The sequence below is a fragment of the Sphingomonas sp. GC_Shp_3 genome, assembly GCF_026540945.1.
Classification (GTDB): Bacteria; Pseudomonadota; Alphaproteobacteria; order Sphingomonadales; family Sphingomonadaceae; genus Sphingomonas.
Genome location: NZ_JALNUT010000006.1, coordinates 61,146 through 78,199 on the forward strand (window position 1 = coordinate 61,146; position 17,054 = coordinate 78,199).

Annotated in this window: 17 protein-coding genes; all 17 read right to left on the reverse strand. The window is 65.1% G+C overall.

Annotated elements, in window-relative coordinates; translation table 11 throughout:
* Positions 1-13: 13 nt before the first annotated feature.
* On the reverse strand, positions 14-526 hold the full coding sequence (locus OXR00_RS13035) for a lysozyme (protein ID WP_267388660.1): 513 nt from the start codon (positions 524-526) through the stop codon (positions 14-16).
* Between the two features lie 45 nt (positions 527-571).
* Positions 572-763, reverse strand: a complete 192-nt coding sequence (locus tag OXR00_RS13040; RefSeq protein WP_267388661.1) for a hypothetical protein — start codon at positions 761-763, stop codon at positions 572-574.
* A 98-nt stretch (positions 764-861) separates the two neighbouring features.
* Entirely contained in the window at positions 862-3,573 is a 2,712-nt protein-coding gene (locus OXR00_RS13045) for a cellulase family glycosylhydrolase (protein WP_267388663.1), read from the reverse strand.
* A gap of 20 nt (positions 3,574-3,593) precedes the next feature.
* The gene (locus OXR00_RS13050; RefSeq protein ID WP_267388664.1) at positions 3,594-4,178 is read right to left on the reverse strand and encodes a hypothetical protein; all 585 of its coding nucleotides are present in this window, start codon (positions 4,176-4,178) and stop codon (positions 3,594-3,596) included.
* 9 nt (positions 4,179-4,187) lie between these two features.
* Entirely contained in the window at positions 4,188-6,869 is a 2,682-nt protein-coding gene (locus tag OXR00_RS13055; RefSeq protein ID WP_267388666.1) for a phage tail protein, read from the reverse strand.
* Between the two features lie 3 nt (positions 6,870-6,872).
* Positions 6,873-7,295, reverse strand: a complete 423-nt coding sequence (locus OXR00_RS13060; RefSeq protein ID WP_267388667.1) for a hypothetical protein — start codon at positions 7,293-7,295, stop codon at positions 6,873-6,875.
* Positions 7,296-7,304: 9 nt separating this feature from the next.
* Positions 7,305-7,892, reverse strand: coding sequence for a hypothetical protein (locus OXR00_RS13065; protein WP_267388668.1), 588 nt, complete (start codon positions 7,890-7,892; stop codon positions 7,305-7,307).
* Positions 7,892-8,482 carry a hypothetical protein gene (locus OXR00_RS13070; RefSeq protein ID WP_267388670.1) on the reverse strand — a complete coding sequence of 197 codons (591 nt, stop codon included), beginning with the start codon at positions 8,480-8,482 and terminating at the stop codon, positions 7,892-7,894. The genes OXR00_RS13065 and OXR00_RS13070 overlap by 1 nt, the downstream gene beginning before the upstream one ends.
* Positions 8,482-12,270 carry a tape measure protein gene (locus OXR00_RS13075; protein ID WP_267388672.1) on the reverse strand — a complete coding sequence of 1,263 codons (3,789 nt, stop codon included), beginning with the start codon at positions 12,268-12,270 and terminating at the stop codon, positions 8,482-8,484. Before OXR00_RS13075 ends, OXR00_RS13070 begins: the two co-directional genes overlap by 1 nt.
* A gap of 125 nt (positions 12,271-12,395) precedes the next feature.
* On the reverse strand, positions 12,396-12,833 hold the full coding sequence (locus tag OXR00_RS13080) for a hypothetical protein (protein ID WP_267388674.1): 438 nt from the start codon (positions 12,831-12,833) through the stop codon (positions 12,396-12,398).
* A gap of 3 nt (positions 12,834-12,836) precedes the next feature.
* The gene (locus OXR00_RS13085) at positions 12,837-13,277 is read right to left on the reverse strand and encodes a phage tail tube protein (RefSeq protein WP_267388676.1); all 441 of its coding nucleotides are present in this window, start codon (positions 13,275-13,277) and stop codon (positions 12,837-12,839) included.
* A 67-nt stretch (positions 13,278-13,344) separates the two neighbouring features.
* Positions 13,345-13,734: a DUF3168 domain-containing protein gene (locus tag OXR00_RS13090; protein WP_267388678.1), complete on the reverse strand. Its 390-nt coding sequence runs from the start codon at positions 13,732-13,734 to the stop codon at positions 13,345-13,347.
* Positions 13,727-14,185 carry a hypothetical protein gene (locus tag OXR00_RS13095; RefSeq protein ID WP_267388679.1) on the reverse strand — a complete coding sequence of 153 codons (459 nt, stop codon included), beginning with the start codon at positions 14,183-14,185 and terminating at the stop codon, positions 13,727-13,729. The genes OXR00_RS13090 and OXR00_RS13095 overlap by 8 nt, the downstream gene beginning before the upstream one ends.
* On the reverse strand, positions 14,182-14,529 hold the full coding sequence (locus OXR00_RS13100) for a head-tail adaptor protein (protein WP_267388681.1): 348 nt from the start codon (positions 14,527-14,529) through the stop codon (positions 14,182-14,184). Before OXR00_RS13100 ends, OXR00_RS13095 begins: the two co-directional genes overlap by 4 nt.
* Positions 14,526-15,110 (reverse strand): phage head-tail connector protein, encoded by a 585-nt coding sequence (locus OXR00_RS13105; RefSeq protein ID WP_267388683.1) that lies wholly within the window; start codon positions 15,108-15,110, stop codon positions 14,526-14,528. The genes OXR00_RS13100 and OXR00_RS13105 overlap by 4 nt, the downstream gene beginning before the upstream one ends.
* Positions 15,111-15,113: 3 nt before the next feature.
* Entirely contained in the window at positions 15,114-15,569 is a 456-nt protein-coding gene (locus tag OXR00_RS13110; RefSeq protein WP_267388685.1) for a hypothetical protein, read from the reverse strand.
* A 114-nt stretch (positions 15,570-15,683) separates the two neighbouring features.
* Positions 15,684-17,042 carry a phage major capsid protein gene (locus tag OXR00_RS13115; RefSeq protein ID WP_267388686.1) on the reverse strand — a complete coding sequence of 453 codons (1,359 nt, stop codon included), beginning with the start codon at positions 17,040-17,042 and terminating at the stop codon, positions 15,684-15,686.
* Positions 17,043-17,054: the final 12 nt, after the last annotated feature.

Consider the following 17,054-nt stretch of genomic DNA (forward strand, 5'->3'; position numbering starts at 1 on the left):
GGGTGTTCTCCTGTCAAAGGTCGGTGAGGCACATCGCGCGCTCGCGCGTCCGGCGCTTGGCGAGACCGGTGACGACCACCAGGCGGCCGTTCACGCGGGCCTTGTTCCAGGCGAGCATGGCGTCGCAGCCGCCGCGCCAGTCGCGCGCGTTGAAGCGCTTCGCGATCGTGGATCCGCAGAAGGCGGAGACGCCGGTGTTGAAGGCGATGCGGGTTGCGGCTGCGAGCTGGTAGCGGCGATCGGTGAGTGTTGGGGTACAGGCGAGCACGCCGCGCAGGTGCGTCTCGGCGTCGCCGGCGAGCATGGCTCGGCAATAGGCGTCCGACCTGGTGACACCGACGCGGACCTCGGGGCCGGTATGACCGAAGCACTCGGTCGGGATCTTCGCGATATCGAGGTAGCTGATGTTGCGCTTGCCCTCGTCCTGCTCGAGCGCCGGCGTTGCAAGGGCGAGCGCCGCGATCGAGACAGCGCTAAGGGCACCGGCGATCGCGCGCGCGATCACCGGCGTGTTGTTCGACGCCATCGTAGTTTCTCCTATGGGGCCGCCGGCGCTGAGCTCGGCGGGAGGTCAGTCGATCGAGCGCTTGCGGCCGAGCAGGCCGCGAACGGTGTCGGTTTCGTAGATCCGGATCAGCGTCCAGATGATCGTGAGGAGTGCCGCCAGGTGCGGGAGCAGCTGCGCGAGCGTGCCGACGACGATGCCGGCCGACGCGACGTCGAACGACAGCTTCGCGCCATCAGGGATGTGCTCGAGCGACATGGCGTCTTCCTTGAAAATAAGCGCCAGCGGCCTGCCCGCGAAGCTCGGGGCATGGATGTGCGCTCGTAGGCGATGGTCGCGGCCGGCTAGGCCTGCGATCAGGCTGAGATCTTGTTACCGGTTTTCCAGATGGCGGAATTCAGCAGCAGGTTGGGCGTGTGGACCGGGTCCAGGTAGTTGCCATTGCTGGGATCGAGCGAGAACGGGTACGACACACCAAAGCCCGACGCATACCAGGTGTAGCCGAGCCACACGTCGGCATTGTCGAGCAGGAATTGCAGCTCGCCGTCGATGACAGGCCCGCAAGTCTCCTGACCATACACATTGCGAGCGCCCGCGCCCGTCTCTCCCAGAAACAAGCCGTAGCCCTTGTCGCGCGTGAAACCGTTATTGCGCGCCCAATTCGTCGCATCGACGAGCCGGCTCTTGCCCGCATCCACAACGCACGTGCCCGACGTCCCCGAGCCATCCTTGTCGTTATAGCTGTGCAGGTGGAACACCATGTTGCGCAGTGGATCGTAGCTGTTGATGTTGGCTTCACTGTTGCCGTTCTTCGCGAAGTTCGTAGCCGATGAATACTCGGTCATCTCGCGGTGACATATGCCAACGTAATCCGTCCGCGCGCGCACCGCGTTCGTGAGCCACTGCATCGTCGCCGCCCACTGCGTCGGGGCGATATACGAGCCCACTTCCTTCGGCTCGTTCTGGAAATCTAAGTCCCAGCGCCCCATCGGCAGCTCGGCGAGCATCGCCGGCACGAACTTGTTGGCCCAGAAATCCACCAGCGCCTCCGGCCGGTTCTCTGCGTCGGGATTGTCGAAGCGCCAGCGAGCGCTGTCGTAGGTCGCGGGGTTGCCATTCGCGGCCGGCACGATGTTGTAGGTGTGCTCGCCGAAGTCGTGAGCGTCGAACACGACGCGCGTGTCAGGATAGGTCGAGAGCCAGTAGAACGAGGCCTCGATCACGCGGCGCATGTCCTGCCCATCGAACTTGGTGAAAGGCAGCGGGTTGCCGTAGTATAGCGGCCCGAATGCCTGCCGCTGGAGGCGCTGCATCTTGAACGGGAAGCGCATGTAGCGCGCGCCCATCTTGTAGAAATAGTCCATCTGCTGATGCCGCCAGGCGGGATCAGGATCTTCAGGCTTCGACGGGTAGTAATACCTGCCGCCGTTATAGACCATCCACGTGCCCGGCGTACCGTTGGCCCACGTCGAGGCGGGTTTCTGATCGGTGTAGTTCGGTGTCAGCAGCGTGTTGAACTCGCCACCGGCAGCGTTCCAGCCATAAAGGTTCCGCACCGTGTCGATCGCTGGCTTGGTCAGGTAGACGCAGGCGTCGCCGATCGTGATGTACGGGTTCGTGGTGCCCTGCACGTCGGTAAGCCGCATCGTGTGCTTGCCGCTGCCTGCGAACAGCACGGTGAAAGTCACAGCGCCGCCGCCGATAACGGTGTTGGTCGTCGCCAGCCGCCCGTTGGTCAGCGTCATGAAACCGCTGTTGCTCAGTGCCTGCTGAAGCGCGGCGTCGAAGCCGGCGGGCGGGTTGGCGCTCGTGAACGCGACCGTGCTGTCGGAATTGTCCGGCCCCTGAATCGTGTAGGTGATAGTCTGGCCGTCTTCGGTCGCGCGCAGCTCCCAATAGCGGGGCGGCTGGTCGACCAGCTGACGAGAGTTGGACGTGCCAGACAGGTTGACCGGCACGTACTCCCGCCACACGTCATTCTCATAGGTCGCGCCGTCGTCCGTTGGCGGCGACACGTTTTTGCTTGCCTGCTTGGCGAAATACTTACGGCCGGTCGGCACATAGTAGACCCAGTCGAGCTTGTTGTACTGGACCGAGCTGTCCCAGTTGCCAGCGTAGTTGGCCGTGCCGCCGAAGTCGTCGATGTCGCCCTCGTAAACCACGCTCGAAAGAATATCGAGCTGACGCGGGGGATCGACCACGTCGTTCTTCGTGACGATGAAGTCCATCACGATCGGCGTGCCGCTGACGTAGGTCGAGGGGAACTTGAACGTGCCGCCGTTGAACCACTGCAACGCGGTGGCTTGCGTCCAAGGCTTCACCGTCCCGACGCACCCGGCCGCCTGCGCCGCCTTCGGAATGATGTCGCGAAGGCCGGGTGTGATGGCGTTTTGCCCGACGTTGGCGACGTACATCTTGATCGTCGTGTTCGGGGCGACATTGTAGCCGGTGATGGTGACGCGGAAGCCGTGGCCTTCCTGCACGTTGATCGCAAATGGATCGCCGTTCGCGCCGTACTGCTGGACGTAGATCGATGGCAGGCCGGTAGGCGTGCGTGAGCTATCCCGCACATATGCAGCATATCCACCTCGGCCCTGGATCGCGCCGTCTGTTGAAAGGCCGCCTTGGTTCGCCGGGATCTGGCGAAGAAGCATCTGGAACGGTCGCCCCATCGTCTTGTCAGGCAGCGGCGTCTGGTTGTCGGCACGGTTGCGACGCGTGTAGTTCGTGAAGGTGTAGACCGTATTGGGATTGTAGTTGGCGTTCGCCGTCAAAAGCACCGACAGGTAGCCGACGCCCTGCGGCGTGCCCGAGTTCAGGACGAGCTTACGAATGTCGAGACCGCCTTTGGCCGCGATCTCGCGCGCCCACACGTTGTACCAGCCCTCGATCCAGTTGCCGTCGCTGGCGATATTCTCGGTGATCCACAGGATTACGCGGCAGCCTGGGGCGAGATTGATGCCGTACAGGTTCAGTGTGACCGCATCGCCCTCGTCAACATAGGACGGCGAGACGCGCTCGATCACCCACGTCGGAGCAATCGTCTGAGGCTTGGTGGCCGCGTACATCAGGTATCTCTAGATTGAACTCACTTGTTCGGTCCCACGTCACCGCTGACATTCACCAGCCCGCCCGGCTCCACCATGATCGGCATCATCGATCCTTTGCCGGCTGTGGTGTAGAAGCCCTGCCGATTGTCCACGCCGGCATTCGTGCTGGGGCTGGTGTCGTCCGAACGGTACACGCGCAGCGGGCTAAGACCGGCCTGTACAATCAGCACCGCCCACCCCACCGGCAAGCTTGTCGGCACGATTAGCTTGATCGTATTGTTGGCTGCATTGTTGTTGCTGAGCAGGTAAAAGACGCCGCCGTTGTCCGAAGCCTTGAAAGTGTATTGCGAGTTGCCCTCGCTATTGAATCCCGGCGAGAAGCCGATTGAGATGATCTTGCCGGTGGCGATCGTCACCTTCTGGCTGTCGGCTGCGAGCTGCGCGACGCATTTCACGAGGCTGGTTCCACCCAGGCTGTTCGGGAACGGGTAGCGCCCGTCGCTGTTTGGGCCGCCGCCGGCGACGCCATCACACCACGCCGGCACCAGACTGGTGAAGGTGTCGAGCGTCGCCTTCAGTGCCGCGATCGAGGCCGAGAGCTGGTCGTTGGTGACTGTAGTCATAAATCCCCCTCAGTAACCTTCCGCCCACCAGTCGATCCCATCGAGGCTCTGCGCATTTCCGGTCGACGCCTGCGTCTGAAATGAGCCCCCCGAGACCGAAGCCTCGCCGACGTTCTGGACGTACAAATCCTTGGCGGTGTTGAATGCGGCGACGAAGGGATGGCCACCTCGCGCGGTGCAGACTGTCTTGAACTGCTTTGGCCACACGATCGAAAACGCGACTTCCGAATTGATCGTCTGACGTAGCTTTCCCCATTGCCTGATCTTGCCGCTCGGCATGATCTCCCAACCGTAGTCGGCGTTCAGGCTGCTATATTGATCACCGAAAAGCGGGATCAGCGCCTCGTAGCTGAGCTTTCGCACAACCACGTCCAGCATGGTGACGACGCCGTCGATGATCGTGAAGGGATTGTAGGCAATCCCGCTGCCATCCTTCGACGTGATGTAAAAATCGTCGGTCGCGATCGCAAAGCGGCTCTTGCCGCCAGTCAGCGTATTGACGATGCCGGTGACGACGTTGCCATCGGTCATCGAGAACACACCGCGAAGTTCTGTCGAACCGTCTGGTGCCGTCAGGATCTGTTTGAAGCTCGTTATCGACTGTTCATGACCGCCCACCTGTTGGACGATGGTGTCGATCGTCTGCCCGAGCAGCTTGTCCGGCGTGCCGAGCGCCGTGTTCTGATTGATGACGAAGATCGTTCCGCCCTTGCCGTCCGGCTGGGCCGCACCGATCAGGTTCACCGTCTGAATACCGTTCTGCGTCGGGTCGGTGATCTTGGTGGTGAGCGTGTTGACCTGTGCGACGAGCGCGCTGCCGCCTTGAAGCTGCGAGATCGCATCAAGGATCGCGCCCTTGTTCATGGCGAAGGCGCTGGCGAAAAGGGCGTTGGTCCCGTTCAATGACAGATCAGACACGATCTGTGCGGCCGTGCGGTCGCCTACAGGGCTGTTCCCAGGCGCGCCGTAGGTTGCTTTGTCTTCCGGCTTGTTGCCGTCGTCGTTGGCAACCGCGCTCCACAGCGCGGTATTGGCGGCCTCGCCGATCGCGAGAATGAGCGGGTTATTGCCCTTGTCGTAGATGATCGGGTCGGCCGCGAGCACTGGAGGCGCGTCGCTCGCGTCCCAGGAGTAGATGACCGGATGTTCGACCGACAGCGTCATGTCGCACGAGCCGCCTTGCCCCAACTCCTGGGAGGCGACGCGGAACAGCGCGCGCGTGAAGCCGAGCGGCCCGAAGGTGAACGGCACCGGATCGCCGACCGTGTACTTCCAGGCGCGGATATCGAAGGTTGCGGAGAAGCTGCGCTGGTACTGGCGCCGCTCGAGCGCCTGCTTGGCAATCCGCTGCGCCTGGCTGGGGCTTTCCACCACGCCCAGGTCGAGCGACATGATGCGGTCTTGCCCATCGAGGCTGGCAATCCGCACCTCGGGATAGTCGATCAGCTGGTAAAGCGAGGCCGACGTCGCATCGACGTAGCGGCCGCGCACCACGTTCGGGGTCGCCTCAAGCGCGGGATCGGGATCCCAGGTAAAGCCGCCGATCACATCGTCGTCGTTGAGACCGTCGTCGGCTGCGGCTGCCGCCAGATCGTTGTGTGCGATCACCAGCGCGAGCTTACCGCCGGTGTCGCGGAAGCGTCCCGCGCAGGCCGCGCAGAGCATGTCGAGGATCTGCTTGGGATCATCGCCTTCGGAAATCACGCCGGCACCGTGATAGCGCGGCTCGGTGCCGCCAGCCGAGCGATTGGCCTGCTCATCGCAAAGGTTGGCGGCGACCTGGAACGCGACCAGGTCGAGCCGGCGCCCGGGCACGCCCGAGCCGGTCGCCAGGCGCATCTCGCCGGTGCCCGGGTTGCGGATCCGCCAGCCAAGCACGACGCGCAGGATCTGGAGCGCGAGGTTCTCGCCAATTACGGCGCCGTCATCGGTCGTGTAGCGCCAGGTCGATTGATCGTCCCAGCGCATCGGACCGGAGCCACCCGGGACAGTCGAGTCGCGGCGTGGGTCATAGAGCTTGGCGCCACGCCCGATGATGGTGATCCTGGTCGGAATCGAGCTCGAGAACGGGCTCGTCGCCTTCTTGCTGTTGCCGGTCGTCTTGAAGCGCAGGCGCAGGTACGCGCAGCCGGTCAGCCGCGCCGAGCTATTCCACTTGCCGCTGGCAAAGGTGAAGGCGTTCGCCGGCGAGCCCTCGAGCACGATGTTCGGGACCGAAAAATAGCCGTTGTACTTGGCGACGACGCCGGTGGTCTGCGACCAGGCCATTTCCTGGTCGAGCCAGATCTCCTCGACGCCGTCGATCCCGTGGCTGGCGAGCGCGACAATCCAGTCGCAATATTCCTGATCGTTGCCCGACCATTCCTCATAGCGGATATCGGTGGCCATTGCAGTCTGGCCGAGCACCGTCTTGCGGAACGCGCGCGGGTCGATCGTCGCGACCAGGCGATCGGTCTGCGAGGAGGCGACATGCGGGTTGGAAAGCGCCGTGCCGATCGTCGACAGCGCGGCCGCGCCGAGTAGCAACGTGCCGGCGCCGACACCGAAGGTGGCACCCACCAGCGCGCCGCCAACCGAAAGCGCGGTGCTGAGCGAGGTGCCGGCGACCAGCGCCAGGCCGGTACCGGCGGTCGCAACGGCGAGCACGGCCGCGCCGACCACCAGGCCGGCGATCTTTAGAACCTTGGCCACGCCCTAGAAGCCGAACCGGACGTGCCAGGCGCGGGCATTGCTCCAGCGCCGGCGCTCGATCTTGACCAGGCCCTCGCGCTCGCCCTCGAGGCCGACCGCAATCAGCGCCGAGCCCCAGCAGATCCCGAGCGCGCCATCCGACATGACGATATCGCCGCGATGCGCCAGCGCGGCCGGGACACCCTCGAACTTGGCGTCGAGGGTCGCGGCGAGCGTGCCCTTGCCGAAGCGGGTGAGCGCGCGCGCCGAGCCGATCGCGGTAGAATAGCGGCCGCGAAACTCCGGCATCGGATCAACGCCGGTCATCGCCTCGATCGCGCCGGCGGTGAAGATGCAGCAGTCGTGCGTGCCCCAGGCGAAGGGCCGCGCGCGAAGAGGATCGAGATACGCGGCAAGCCGCGCATCCCAGTCGGGCTTCCGGTACATGGGCGATCCTCAGGTGCGGCGGTTGGCGCCGTTTGCGACTGCGATCGCGAGCTCGGCCGAGCGGTCGCCGGCGTCATAGCTCAGCTGGTCGAGGTAGGTGCGGTTCGACGCCTGGCCGAAGAAGGCGAGATACGTCTCAACGCTGAGCTGGATCGTCTGGCTGGTGCGATCGCCGACGATCTTTGGCACCGACATGTAGCCGGTGAAATACGACCAGATCGCGCCAACGCGGGTCAGCTGCTGCGGATCGAGCATGGCGCGCCACAAGCGGCAGTCGCGGCCGGAATAGTTGGCACGGTCGCCGAGCTCGGTCATCAGCTCGTCGTCGACGCCGGCGAGACCGGACAGCGTCAGCACCAAAGTGTCGGTGCCGCCTTCCTGCGCCTTGACCGGGCCGACCGACACGACGCGCGAATCTACCGCCTGGAAGGTAAAGCCGTCGAGATCCTCGTCGCCGGTGCCAGCGAACGAGAAGCTGTAGGGCGCGTTGGTCACGCGGATCGGGCCGTTAGAGAGATCGAGCAGGCAGAAGGTCACCGGGCGGCGCACGTCGGCTGCGAGCGCGGCGTTGGCGTTGGTGTCGGGACGGCTGTCCACTAGAACGCCTCCTCGCACTCGAAGCTGATCGCATAGTTCTGGCCGATGCCCGCTTCCCAGCCGGCTTTCGGATCGGTCATCACCATGACGGCGTAGGGCCGCCGCACCTCAATCGGGTCGCCGTCGTTTGGCTGCACGCGGACGTACGGCTTGATGCTGATGGTCGCCTTGCCGTTGGCGTCGGCAACGACCGCCGCCTGCACGCTGAGCAGCTGCTCGCCGACCGTGATGAAGTTGCCGCGCCGCAGCTTCAGCCCGGGCGAGCTCCAGCCGCGTGTCGCGAGGCTGTGTCCGAACTGCGATGCGCCATCGACCACCACGCCGGCCTCGCCGCACTGGTCGCGCTCGCAGGCGATCAGCGGGAAGCGATTGGCGATGCCGTCGCAATCGAAGATGAAGGCGCGCCAGTCGAGCGCGCGGTCCTCGCCGAGGATCGGAGGCATGGTCACCGTGGCGTGCATGCGGGGCGCTGCGGCAAGCAGCGTCGCCCGCCGCTTGCCGGTGAACTCGCCACGGTTGGCCTGGCCGGGCTGCTCGATGTCCCACTTGATCTTCTGCGGTACCGGCGATGCCGGAAAAGCGATCAGCATCAGCTAAAGCCCCCCGGCAGCGACGGGCGTTTAAGCGAGCGAACCGTTTCGGCTTTTGCGCCCATGATGATTGGGCCGGCAGCGGCGCCAACCGTGCGCGCGGCAACGCTCTGCATGCTGACGTTGAAGTCCTCCGCCGCCTCGATTTTGGCGTGCAGGTCGACCGCAAGCCGCTGGACGCGCGAGTTGGTGCCAGTGATGTTGCCGACCGACGGTGCGACCATGCTCGACAGGCGCGGCGTGCCGACGATGCCGCCGGTCGCGAACTTCGGCAGCCGCCCCTTGTTCATGGCGTCGATCAGCGGCCAGTGATCGCGGGTTGCCTCGGCCGTGACGATCGACTCCCCGTTCGACACCATCAACGGCTTCTTGCCGTCGACCATCGCAAGGATGCTGTCCGACGTGCCGCTGCCCGGGCCCGAGATCCGGCCGCCGGTCGCTCTGCCCTCGACCTTGCCACCGGTAGCGAGCTTGATCCCGAGGAAACTGCCGCCGCCGATCGCGGAGACGATCAGCTTCTCGATCGCGATCCGCGCCAGGTCGGCGATGATCGAGGAAGCCATTTTCTTGAAAGCAGAGCTGACGCTTTCCGTGCCCGACACGATACCTTCCAGACCGCTTTCAAGGTTCTCGAGGCCATCGACGGCAACGCCCTGGAGCGCCTCGTTGGTGTCGTCGGTCGCCTGCTTCAGATGCTGGCGGTACTGCGCGATCGGGCCGGCGTTCTTCTGATCGAGGTTAGCCTGGTCGGCATCGCGTAGCTTGCCGAGCGCCTCGAGACGCTGCGCGGCGATCTTCTTTTCGGTCTCGCTGGTATCGCGCGATGCGATCACACCCTCGAGCTTGGCCTTTTCCTCGTCATACTGGATGTTGAGTATCCGCTGTTCCAGATCGCGGCGCTGGGCGGCGGTGGTGACCAGCGCCTCCTGCTTGGACAGCAGCTCGGCCTCGTTGGAGCGGCCGGCCGAGGCGACCTGCAGGCTTTCGTCGGCCGCGCGCTGCTTCTCGCGCGCATCGACGACTTGCGTCTGGAGCGCCGCGCGTTCGTCGTTAAGCCGCTGTAATTCGTCGGTGCGCTTCTTGGCGACGTCGCCGGATCCGAAGCGGCCTTGCTTCGCCTGGTCAGCGATCTCATCCTTGCGGCTCTGCCGCTCGTCCTCAATCCGCGCTTTCTCAATATTGGCGCGTTCGACCGCCGAATTTGTGAGGTCCGCGCGCGCGGCCGCGATCTCGTTGTTCGACTGGCGCTCGGCGGCAGTGAAGGCCCTGTCGTCGGCGGCAGCATCCTTCGCCGCTGCTTCCTGCTGACGCGCTTGCTTCGCGGCATCCCGGGAAGCTTTATTGGCGGCGGTGCGGCCGGCCTTGGCGTCACGGTCGCCCTGCGCGCCAGCGGCCGCGTCGCGGAATTTAGCAGCATCGGCTGCGGCCGCAGCCTTGGCAGCGGTCGGGGACAGGTCGTTCGGGCCGCCTTTGCCACGGTACTTCTTATACTGCGTCAGCTCGAACGCCTGCGCCTGCAGCTCGTCGACCTGCGACTTGATGCCGCGCTTGCGGGCGACGACCAGGTCGCGGGTGACCTGGGCGAGCTCGCCATTGACGTCGAAGCCGCCGGTTTTGTCGTTCTCGGTGATCCGCCCTTCTAAAGGCTTGGCCTTGGCTTCGAACGCTGCCTGGTAGTTCCGCTGCTGAATGGCGCGATTTTCGGCGACGATTCGCGCATCGTCGGCATTAGCTTTCTGGTCAGCCGCTGAAAGCGGTCCACCACCTCGAATGGCATCCTGGAAGATACTTGGCCGGCGGGCGTTGATCCGAGCCTGCGCCTCGTTCGCGCGCTTCTCGGCGTCAACCGATTCCGTAGCGAACCGCAAGATCTGCTCGTGTTGGCGCGCCTTCGCTAATTCGTACAGCTTCTGTGCCGCTTGACCGACTGCGCCGGCGAAGGACAGCATCTGACCGGTTGCGCCCGAGGCGGAATTACCGGCCTGCGCGATACCAGAAGCAGCCGATTTGCCAGTTGCGGCAAGCACAGCGAGGTTGGTGTTGAGATTGCGGCTTGCCTCAGCCGTTGCCGTCATCGAGGCGGCAGTCGCCTTGTTGCGCTCATCGGCAGCAGTTGCCGCATTTCGATAGAGCAGGAAGGCCCCGACCAGCGCGCCGATCGCGAGCACAGCCGCTCCGCCGGCGACCGAGCCACCGATCAACGTCAAGCCGCCGGCGAGGAGGCGCGTTGCAGCGGCACCGGCGCGTGATGCGATGGTCGCGCGAGCCGTTGCAGCCTCCGCCACGCCGGTTGCCAACGCCGACCGCTCCTGGGCACCGCCAAGCGCACCCTCGGCGACCGCGAGCTCGCCATCGACGATCGCCAAGCGCTCGCGCGCGGCCGTCAGACGCTGCGTCGCAAAAGTCGCGTCGTTATTGGCGCGCACCTGGGCAGCAAGTGCGGGGTTGCGTTGATCGAGGCCACCTTGCGTGAGGGAGACCGCAGCCGCCTGCGCCGCTGCTCTACGTTCCGCTACCAAGGCGCGCTCGGCCGCGATTTGCTCGGCGAGCTCCACCTGTTCGGCCTGGCGTGCGGCGATCGTCGCTTCGATCGAGGCGACCTCCTCGGCTGCTCCGGCCGCTGCCAGCTGCGCCGACTTGGCGGCGAGCTGGGTACGGCTGACGAACGCAGCGTTGCCGCTTAGCACTTGTGCTGCAAGCGCGCGATCGGCATCCGCAACCGTTGCGACAATCGTCGAGACAGCGCCGAATGCGAGCCCTGCAGCTTTCACGGCGCCGAAGCCGACCGCGATCGTCGTCAGCGCGGGGAGCACGATGCCGAGATTGTTGGCGAGCGTAGTAATGCCGAGCGAGACGCGCTCGGTCGCGCTTAAGCTGGCATCGGTCTCGCCGATGTACTTGCCGAGCGCGTTATTCAGCACGACGAACGATGCGCCGATCGTCAGGTTCGCCTTGCTAGCCTGCTGCTCGAGCTGCGCCGAGCCCTTCAGGAAGCCGTCGAAGAAGTCCTTCGAGGTGACGCTGCCTGCGACGACGTCTGCGCGCAAAGCAGCGACCGAGCCCTTGTACTTGTCGATACCGTTGGCGACCGCCTGGAGGATCGGCCGCGCGCCTTCGTTGACGCTGTTGAACTCCTCGGCGTGGACGGTGCCGGAGCCGAGCAGCTGGCCGAGCTGGAGGAGCGCGCCCTGCGCCTCCTCGGCCGAACCGCCCTGGACCTTCAGCGCGGCGCCGACGCCGTTGGTGAACTTGATCAGCTGCGACTGCGTCGCGCCGAGCGTGTTGCCCGCCTGAGACGCGCGGCTGTAGAGCGTGCCGACCGTCTCGAGCTGGACGCCGTAACGCTGGGCGATGTCGAACAGCTGGTTCTGCGTCTTGCCGAGCGCTGAGCCTTCCAGGCCGGCGACCTTCAGCTGATTGGTGAACCGCGTGTAGCCGTCGGCATAGTCCTTGATGTGGTCGACCGAGAAGGCGGCAGCGATGCCGGACGCCGAGGCGAGCAGCGCCGATTTGATGCCCTCCGACGATCGCCGCACGTTGGCCTCGGCCTGGCTGACCGACGTGCCGATCGTGGCGATCTCTTTCCGCGCCGAAGCGATCGACGTGTTGAGGTTGCCGAGCGGCTGGCCAAGCTCGCCAAAACGGCGATCGGTCGCGTCAAGCCGGCGCTGCGTATCGGTCGCGAACTGATCGACACGCGCCTGGCCGGCATTGAGGTTGCGGCGCAGCAGCTCGACCGAGGCGTCGACCTGGAGGAGCAGCTGCTTGACGTCGGGCGAACCGGCCATCGCTTACTCCTCGTCGGGTTGCTTGTTCATCGCCTTCCAGACCTCGAAAGCGGCCCAGAACTCGTGCGGCGTGGACGACCAGAATTGCACCGGCGACCACCCGAGAGCGACCGTGGCGATGCCGGCTAGTCGGCGACGGGGATCCCGGTGGTCATCATCCCCGTCGCCTTCGGTTCCCCCGAGGGCAGGCACCCGCCAGTAAGGGCACGGCCGAGGACGATCGCGATGCGCGGCTGCACCGCCATGCCGCCAACGTCGAACAGCAGTGCACCGATCGAGTCGACGCTGGCGTGCTTGGCGGCGGTCAGCGTCGCCTTTTCACCCGCCGATGCATATTCGTCGACCTGTGCCTCGCGGCCCCACGCACGCACCAGCTCGGTGACGACGATCGCCTGCGCCTCGAGCGTCAGCGCCGCCTGCTCGGCGAGTTGCGCGATGTTGATGAGCGGCAAGCCGGTCTTCTGCTCCATCGCGATGATCGCGGTATAGGAGGGGCGTAGCACGAAGCTCTGCCCCTCCAGCACCAGGATGACCTCGCCGCGCAGCGCGTTGGCGTCGTCCATGTCTTAGCCCAGCACGTCCTTGACGGGCGCGGCAGCGGCCGTGAACTCGACCTTCGCCTTGACCGCGTCGTTCTGGCCGAACTCGGTCGAACTGATGTTGCCGTAGACCAGGCCCTGGAACACCGCGTCGGCGGACGCGCCGGCCGCACCGCCCTTGCGGATTTGGATGTTGAACGGCACCGCCGGCGCTGCGTTGCACTGTGCTTCAAGGGCGGTATAGCCGGTTGCATCCGGCAGGTTCGGAATCGTGTCGAGCGAGATCTTGAGCGACTTCAGACCAGGCGCCGAGGTACCGTAGCCGGCCTCGTCCTTGGTGGTGGTGTCGATCGAGCCGGCGTCGCGGCTGATCGAGACCGACTGCTGGCCTTTGACCAGATTGTAGGTGCCTGCCGTGGTCGAGCTTTCGAGCCACACCAGGTAATCGTTACCGAGCTTCTTCGCCATTGTGCTTCTCCCATGCGAAAAAGCCCCGCTGGCGAAGCGGGGCGGAGGTTGACTGAAAGGGCGACGTTCAGTCCTCGCGGAAGGCGAGGATCGTCAGGATTGTGGTGCCGACGTAGCCGGAGCCATCGTCGGAAAGGGCCGCATCGCTGCTGTCGAGCGAGACGTGCAGGTTCCAGTTTTCGACCAGGAAGGATTGGCTGGCGAGGAGCGTCTCGATCTGGCCCTGCAACGCCGAGCAGGGCGCTCGCTCGTCGCCTTCGGTGAGCACCACCAGTGTCAGCGTGATGCGGCGATCGGGATCGTTGGCGCCGGCGAACGGCACGCTCTCCATGTCACCGATGATGACCATCGGCAGCGACGCGGTGTCCGGCACGTCCTGATACACAGCCGCGTCAGTGATGTTCTCGCTCAGCTGATCATAGGCGAGCAGATCGGTTGCCTCGGTGGCGCTAGTCATCGCTGCCGCCAGTGCCGATCCGCGTCAGGATACGGCTAAAGAGCGGCTTCACCTCGCGCATGGTGGCGTCGCGCAGGTCGGGATATTCGCCCGAGACGAACCGATCGCCGGTCAGCGCACGTACCTTCATCGACGCCCCCCGGCGCGGGCCGCGCGCGATCGTCACGGTCTGCGCCTTGCGGCCCTTGTCGAGCACGAAACCATAGAACAGCTTGGAGCGACCGCGCTTGGTGCCGAGCAGGCCGACCTGGAGGCGCAGCGTCTTGGGCAGCACCTTGTACTTCACGCCCTGGCGTAGCGCGCCGGTCTTGAACTTGGCGCGCGCCTGCATCGCCGCCTGGGCACGCTGGCCGACACGGCTGAAGGCGCTTACCAGGTCAGCCCGAGCCTCGTCGGGCATCGTCTTGACGACACGCGCGAACTGTTTGCGGCCTTTGACCTTCGAGCTCATCGGCCATTTTCTCCGCTCACGCAGGTCATCACCAGCTCGTCGCCGGCGACGCTTACCGCGACCGACTTGATGTTCATGGTGATACCCTTCCACACCAGCCGGTGCGTGGGCGTCACATCGGTGCGCGGCCGCGTGGTCACGCGCCAGAGCTGCACCGCGCGCTCGACCAGGTGCTTGACCGCCTCGTCACCTCGAAGCGCCAGCACCTCGGCCGGCACGCTTGCGGCAATCGGACGCCAGGGATCTTGCCCATCGGCCGGTTTGAAGCCGCCTCGGCCGTTGCTGACCAGGTTCTGCTCCTGGATGGTGATGCGGTGACGAAGGCGGCCGGCGCGCAGGCTCATGGTGTCGCCACCAGGCGAAGCGGCTCGAGCAGCCACCTCACGGCAAGCGGCAGCTCCGCCGGCGTGCCGCGCGTATCAACCACCGCACCTTCGCGGTTCGCGTACCAGTTGCCGACGAGCAGGCGAATCGCATGGCAAACGGTCTGGAGATCGTCATCAGGCAGCGCTGCCAGCGTGTAGCGTACGATAACAGAGCCGGGCGTGCGTGCTGCCGTTGGCCAGGCGCCGAGCGGGCCGATCCGAGCGGGCGAGCGCGTAAGATCGGCGACGTAGATCGAGGGATCGAGCAGCTGCTCGGTGCCGTCGCTCGAGCGGTAGCTGATATCGACGATATCGGTCACCGTTCCTGCCGGCAGGAAGATGGTCAAAACTCTGTCTACGCCATCGTGGCGGTGCGGGCTGGCCGGGAAGCGGTCCAGGGTGAGCGAAGCATCGCCGGCAACGATCGCGCCACCGATGCGCAGCTCGCAGGCCCGCCGCGCCGCCACGATCAGCGCCTGAAGGTAGATGTCCTCGCCCGTTTCGTCCGGATCGAGGCGAAGATGCGCCTTGATGTCGTCGAGCGAAACGGGCTCGGCCATGACTTAGGCGACGCCCTTCAAAGTCGCGCGCATCTTCGCGACCGAGGCCGCGATCGGCGTGCCGGTCGCGTGCGCGCCGCTGAACGTCACGGTGACCTTCAGGTAGCGCTTGCCGCCGATATAGCCGATCCGCTGGATATCAGCGGCAGCCTTCGGCGCGACGATTGAGCGGACAATGCCGTTGGCGATCGCGGCCGGCGCGAGGCCGTCCTTGACGACGTCTAGGTCGGTCACCGGCACCGCGTCGCTACCATCGGCAAGATCGCCGACCGTGAGCGAGACTTCGATCTTGTTGTTGGCGCTGAAGGCGATGCCGCCGACGCCGATATGGAGCAGCACGGTCGCCGACTGGAAATCGATCATGTCGAGCACGGCAGACGACTGCGTCGCGCTGAGAACGGCGGGAGTGAGGGCCTCGACCGGGAAAAGCCCGGTCGCGGCGTCGCGATTGGGGGTCATGGGACGTCCTTTTTGCTGGTGGGTCCGACGCCTACGCCGGCTCTCACGTGCGCTCGGGGGCAGCGCGCGGAAGAGCCGGCGGCTCCCAATGGAGCCGCCGGGGACCGGGATCACTTAGTTCGCGCCGACCTTGAGGAGCTTCAGCGCCTCGAAATTGACGACGCCGCCGCCCACGCGCTTGCGCATGTGGTACTTCACGAAGCCCGGGCGCGTGATGTTGTCGCGGATCACCGACACACCGAGCCGATCGACGATCGTGTACGCCTCGGCGAAGTTGCCGAACGCGAACGGCGTGGCGGCCGCCTGGATCTGCGGCATATCCTCGCCGTCGGTGACGCCGAAGCCGAAAATCGACTCCACCAGCGCACCGTCGCGCAAGCGCAAATCGACCAGATAGTTGCCCTGACCGTCCTTAAGCTTGCGGACGGCACCAAGCGACTTGCGCGCGGTCATGAACCCCGCGCCCTGGCGATACCCCGCCTTCAGCGAGAAGATCAGGTCGATAAAACAGTCGGCCGGGTTGGCATTGGCGAAGCCATTGGCAGCGCCGGTGGCGATGTACTGCAAGAAGCCCCACTTGCGCGCGGCATCGTCATCCGCCGTGGAGCTGTACTGCAGGAAGCCCTTCGGCTTCTTGTTGCCGTCGCCGTTGACGAACGCGGTGTTTTCCTTGCGGCCGAACTTCATCACCGACTTGTCCGAGACCCAAGCCTCGATGTCGATCTTGGCGTCTTCCAGCAGCTTCTGCGTTACCATCGGATACGCATAGAGCTCGTTCACGTCGATCGCCCACATGCCGAGCTGGCTCATATCGGTCTGCGGACGCGCGTCCGTTTCGCCAACCCAGGCGGCATCGCCTTCACCGTTGTCGATCGGGCCTTCGAGGCGATCGGTGCCGATCGACACGACGTTGGCCAGCTGGCGCATCGGCGTGGTCTCGTAAAGCTTCTTGACCATGCGGCCGGTGTTGTCGGGCGAGACCCAGAAGCCGCCGGCGGGATCGGCGCCGACCATCATGGTGGTGGCCTTGACCTCGTTGCGGCGCAGATAATTGCCGAGATCGGCGCGATAGTCCTTCAGCTCGGCCGCCGTATAGCCGCTCTTGCCGACGAGATCGCCGAATGCGGCCGCCGCCTTCTGCTCGGCCGCGCCGTCACCGGTACCTTCGAGCTGCAGGCGGTTGGCCTTCGCTTCCAGACCATCGAGCTGCTTCTTCAGCTCGGCCTTGAGATCGTCGATGCCCTTGTTGAGCTTCTCGACCTCGTCCTTGGTGACGGCGTCTTCGCCCTTCTTCTCGGCCTGTTTCAGCCGCTCGTCATTCTTGGTCTTGAACTCCTCGAACGTCTTGCCGAGCGTCTCGACGGCCTGTTTCACCTCGACGGTGAGCGTCGTATCCTCTTTGCGCTCGGGCGCGAGGGCGAGCGGGAGCGGCGACGCGCCGGCGAGGAGCGCGCCCATATTTCCGATGAACATGATGGTGACTTT